Source organism: Pseudomonas kitaguniensis, from assembly GCF_009296165.1.
Lineage (GTDB): Bacteria > Pseudomonadota > Gammaproteobacteria > Pseudomonadales > Pseudomonadaceae > Aquipseudomonas > Aquipseudomonas kitaguniensis.
Genome location: NZ_VUAZ01000202.1, coordinates 1 through 4564, shown reverse-complemented (window position 1 = coordinate 4564; position 4564 = coordinate 1). Strand labels below are relative to the sequence as shown.

Annotated in this window: 5 protein-coding genes; 1 reads left to right on the top strand and 4 read right to left on the bottom strand. The window is 59.0% G+C overall.

Features of this window, described 5'->3' with window-relative positions; translation table 11 throughout:
- Positions 1 to 78 precede the first annotated feature (78 nt).
- Both yghU and F0169_RS26200 read right to left on the bottom strand, forming a co-directional pair.
- Positions 79 to 912, bottom strand: coding sequence for a glutathione-dependent disulfide-bond oxidoreductase (gene yghU, locus F0169_RS26205; RefSeq protein WP_152748041.1), 834 nt, complete (start codon positions 910 to 912; stop codon positions 79 to 81).
- A 56-nt stretch (positions 913 to 968) separates the two neighbouring features.
- The gene (locus F0169_RS26200; protein WP_152748040.1) at positions 969 to 1736 is read right to left on the bottom strand and encodes an SDR family NAD(P)-dependent oxidoreductase; all 768 of its coding nucleotides are present in this window, start codon (positions 1734 to 1736) and stop codon (positions 969 to 971) included.
- A 138-nt stretch (positions 1737 to 1874) separates the two neighbouring features.
- Between F0169_RS26200 and F0169_RS26195 the strand changes: the two genes are divergently transcribed.
- Positions 1875 to 3023: an aldose epimerase family protein gene (locus F0169_RS26195; protein ID WP_152748039.1), complete on the top strand. Its 1149-nt coding sequence runs from the start codon at positions 1875 to 1877 to the stop codon at positions 3021 to 3023.
- Positions 3024 to 3093: 70 nt separating this feature from the next.
- Here F0169_RS26195 and araH read toward each other — a convergent pair whose 3' ends face one another.
- Both araH and F0169_RS26185 read right to left on the bottom strand, forming a co-directional pair.
- Positions 3094 to 4065, bottom strand: a complete 972-nt coding sequence (gene araH, locus F0169_RS26190; RefSeq protein ID WP_152748038.1) for an L-arabinose ABC transporter permease AraH — start codon at positions 4063 to 4065, stop codon at positions 3094 to 3096.
- 9 nt (positions 4066 to 4074) lie between these two features.
- Positions 4075 to 4564 (bottom strand): ATP-binding cassette domain-containing protein (locus F0169_RS26185; RefSeq protein WP_152748037.1); only part of this gene is annotated, 490 nt, incomplete at its 5' end.

Genomic DNA, 4564 nt, shown 5'->3' with positions numbered 1-4564 from the left:
CAGATCTGCTGTGTATGCAAATCCGCCTTTGATCTGCTTTAACCACTCAGGCCGGCTTTCAGGCCGCCGTGGCGCTTTTCAGTCCAGATCACTCGCCGCGTGCCGCTCGGCCAACTGCTCGGCAGGTTCACCGGAGACCCGGTTCACCCGACGCCCGCGCTGCACCGCCGGGCGGGCGTCAATCGCGTTCGCCCAGCGCTGTACTTGCGTGTACTCGTGCACCGCAAGAAACTCCGCCGCGTCGTACAATCGGCCTTTGACCAGCCCGCCATACCACGGCCAGATGGCGATGTCGGCGATGGTGTATTCATCACCGGCGATGTATTCACTCACCGCCAGGCGCTTGTCCAGCACATCCAGCTGACGCTTGGCCTCCATCGCAAACCGGTTGATCGCGTACTCCATCTTGCTCGGTGCGTACGCATAAAAATGCCCAAAGCCACCGCCCAGGTACGGCGCACTGCCCATCTGCCAGAACAACCACGACAAACACTCGGCACGCGCCGCCGGCTCAGTCGGCAAGAACGCCCCGAACTTCTCCGCCAGGTACTGCAAAATCGCCCCTGACTCAAACACCCGAATCGGCGTATCACCACTGCGGTCCAGCAGGGCCGGGATCTTCGAATTCGGGTTAACCGCAACAAACCCGCTGCCGAACTGGTCACCGTCGCCGATCTTGATCAGCCAGGCATCGTACTCAGCGCCGCGGTGACCCAAGGCCAACAGTTCTTCCAGCAGGATCGTGACCTTTTGCCCATTCGGCGTGGCCAGCGAATACAGTTGCAGCGGGTGTTTGCCGACCGGCAGCGCTTGCTCATGCGTGGCGCCAGCGATGGGCCGGTTGATGCTGGCGAAAGTGCCGCCGTTTTCGGCCTCCCAGTTCCAGACCTTCGGGGGTACGTAGTCGCTCATGCTTACTTTTCCTTGGTGTCAGTCGTGTTCCGCCGGCAGGCGCAGCGCTTCGCAGTCTAGACCCAACCGCCGTCGACAATAAAGTTTTGCGCCGAACACATCGCTGATACATCGGAGGCGAGGAACAACGCCATGTTGGCAATGTGTTCCGGTAGCACGCTGCCGGGCAAGCACTGGCTGCGGCTGATCAATTCCCTGGCCGCGTCGTCGACCCACATCTCCAGTTGTTTTTCGGTCATGACCCAGCCGGGCACCAGGGTGTTGACCCGAATGCCGCTGGGGCCAAGTTCCCGCGCCAGCGCGCGTGTCATGCCATGCGCGGCGGCTTTGCTGGCGGCGTACACCGGGTAGCCGGCGGACGCCATCATCCAGCCGACCGAACCGAGGTTGATGATCGCCCCGCCGCCCGCCTTTTTCATCATCGGCACCACCGCCTTGGCGGCAAAAAAGGCGTGTTTGAGGTTGACTGCGATGAGCCGGTCGAACATCGCAGAATCGACTTCTTCGAGGGTGTGACGCACGTCATTCGCGGCGTTGTTGACCAGCACGGTGATGGCGCCGAGCGAGTGTTCAAAACGCTCGATGGCTGCCTTGAAGGCGATTTCATCGGTGATGTCGCAGCACACGAATTCAACACGATGCCCTTGCGAACTCAAAAGCGCCGCCAACCGTTCGCCCTGGCTTTGCGCGCGGTCCACAAAACCGACGTTGGCGCCCTGCGCGGCGAAGGCGCGCACCATGAATTCGCCGATGCCGGAGGCACCACCGGATACCAGTACGGTCTTACCCTTGAGGTCGGGATAAACGGCCTGTTCAGTACTCATATAACGGTTGCCTCGATCAATTAGTCTTATTTTATTTTACGTAATCGGCGTTAAAGGCTATAAATTCGCTGTCGATTCGACAAAATATCGCACATTAGTAGAACTATTCCACTCAAAACAACAAAAGGAAGTTCGACCATGAAGCACCCCAGGCATCTGCTGTCCGGCCTCGCCTTGTCCATGATGATCGCCAGCGGTGGCGCTCACGCCGCAGGGCTCACCAGCGAGCATAAACCCTTCGGCAAAACCAATGACGGCACCGCCGTCGAGCAGTATGTATTGCGCAACAGCCATGGCATGCAAGCCACGGTGATTACCTACGGTGGCGTGTTGCAGTCACTCAAAGTACCGGACAAAAACGGCACAGTCGAAGACGTGGTACTTGGCTTCGATGATGTGCAGGGCTACCAGGCCGGTACGGCGTTTTTCGGCGCAACCATCGGCCGCTTTGGCAATCGCCTGGCCGGCGGCGCCTTTGAACTCGACGGTAAACGCTACCAGGTGCCGCTCAACGATGGCCCCAACTCGCTGCATGGCGGCGCGCAGGGTTTCGACAAACACGTGTGGCAGGCTGAACCGGTCAAGGGCAAGGACTCGGTCGGCGTGAAGCTGAGCTACCTGTCCAAAGACGGTGAGATGGGTTTCCCCGGCAACCTGAAAACCGAGGTCACTTACAGCCTCAATGACAAAAACGAACTGCACATCGATTACACCGCCACCACCGACAAACCGACGGTGCTCAACCTCACCAACCACAGCTACTTCAACCTCGCCGGCGCCGGTAACGGTGACATTCTCAAGCAAGTCGCCACCTTGCACGCCAGCCATTACACGCCGGTAAATGCGACCTTGATTCCGACCGGCGAACTGGCCCCCGTCAAGGGCACGCCGATGGATTTTCTAACGCCTACCGCCATCGGCCAGCGCATCAAGGATGATCATCCGCAGCTCAAATTCGCCGAGCCAAAACAAGGCGGGTTCGACTTCAACTGGGCGTTGGACACCCAAGGCAATATCAAGCAACTGGCCGCCGAAGTGCATGACCCGGCGTCTGGTCGACGCTTGCAACTCTATACGACGGAGCCTGGCGTGCAGTTCTACACCAGCAACTTCCTCGACGGCACGGTGAAGGGTAAGGCTGGCAAGACCTACCAGCACTGGAGCGGTTTCACGCTGGAAACCCAGCATTTTCCGGATGCGCCCAACCAGCCCAAATTTGCCTCGACGCGGTTGAACCCTGGGCAGACGTATACGCAGCACACGGTGTTTAAATTCTCTGCTGATTGATGAGCTACTGTGGCGAGCCCGCTCGCCACAGGGGCCTACTTTTTATAGACGGCCCACTCACCACACCACTCTATCCGCGCTGCTTCATGCGGTCGATCACCACGGCCAACAGCAAAATAGAACCGCGAATCACGTATTGGTAGAAGGTATCGATGTTCTTCAGGTTCATCGCATTCTCGATGATCGCCAATATCAACACCCCGGCGATCACGTGACGAATCATGCCCACCCCGCCGCTCAACGACACCCCGCCCAGCACACAGGCAGAAATCACCGTCAGCTCAAAACCCTGTCCGATCATTGGCTGGCCAGAGGTCATGCGCGATGCCAGAATCACCCCGGCCAACGCGCCGATCACGCCATGGATGGCGAAGATCAGGATCTTCGTGCGATCAACATTCACCCCTGCCAGCAGCGCCGCTTCGGGGTTGCCGCCAATGGCCATGGTGTTGCGCCCGTAGGTGGTGTAGTTGAGCAGCCAGCCAAAAAACAAGAAACACAGAATCGTGATCAGGATCGGTACAGGCACGCCGAACAGTTGGCCGTTGCCGAAAATAAAGAACTGATCCTGCGACACGCCAACCGCTTTGCCATTGGCAAAGATATACGCCAGGCCGCGCACGATCTGCATGGTCGCCAGCGTGGTAATCAACGCGTTGACGCGCAACTTGGCGATCACGATGCCGTTGATCAGCCCCACGATCAGCCCCATCAATAACGCCGCGCCGATACCCAGCATCACGCTGTCGGTATCGCGCATGACAATCGCCGCCACCACGCCGGCGCAAGCAATCACCGAGCCCACGGACAAGTCGAAATGCCCCGACGCCAGGCAAAACAGCATGGTGCAGGCGGCGATGCCCACCGTCGAAATCGCCAGGCCGAGCCCGCGCATGTTCAGCGGCGAGAGAAAGTTATCGATCAGCAAGGCGCAGAGTAAAAAAATACTCACGGCGGCGATCAGCATCGCCCAGTTGTCGAGCAGCGCGCGCAGGTCGAGGGGTTTGCGTGCCGTCTGCAACGCGTTGTGTTGGGTCGTCATAGTCGTCTCTCAGTTCGCCGGGCCGCGCGGCAAGGCCAGCTGCAGCAAGTTGGATTCAGTCGCGTGTTCGCGGCGTTCTTCGCCGCGCAGGGCGCCTTCGCACAGCACCAGGATGCGGTCGGAAATGCCCATCACTTCCATCAGGTCGCTGGACACCACGATCACCGCAATGCCCTGTGTCGCGAGGTGATGGATGATCTGGTAGATCTCGGCCTTGGCGCCGATATCGATGCCTCGGGTCGGCTCATCAAGCAACAGCACCTTCATCGGCATCGACAGCCAACGGCCCAAAATGGCCTTCTGTTGATTGCCACCGGACAGGTACATGATCTTCTGCTCTGCGTTCGGCGTTTTAACTTTCATCGCTTTGATCTGCTGGTCGGCATTGCCCTTTTCCCAGCCATCGCGCAGCAGCCAGCCAAACGCTGCATGCGCGCCTCGCGCACTGATATTGATGTTTTCGGCAACGCTTGCCAGTGGAATAATCCCCTCTTTTTTG

Coding starts and splice junctions, on each gene's coding strand:
- yghU (WP_152748041.1), bottom strand. CDS start 912: ATGAGCGACTACGTACCCCCGAAGGTCTGGAACTGGGAGGCCGAAAAC.
- F0169_RS26200 (WP_152748040.1), bottom strand. CDS start 1,736: ATGAGTACTGAACAGGCCGTTTATCCCGACCTCAAGGGTAAGACCGTA.
- F0169_RS26195 (WP_152748039.1), top strand. CDS start 1,875: ATGAAGCACCCCAGGCATCTGCTGTCCGGCCTCGCCTTGTCCATGATG.
- araH (WP_152748038.1), bottom strand. CDS start 4,065: ATGACGACCCAACACAACGCGTTGCAGACGGCACGCAAACCCCTCGAC.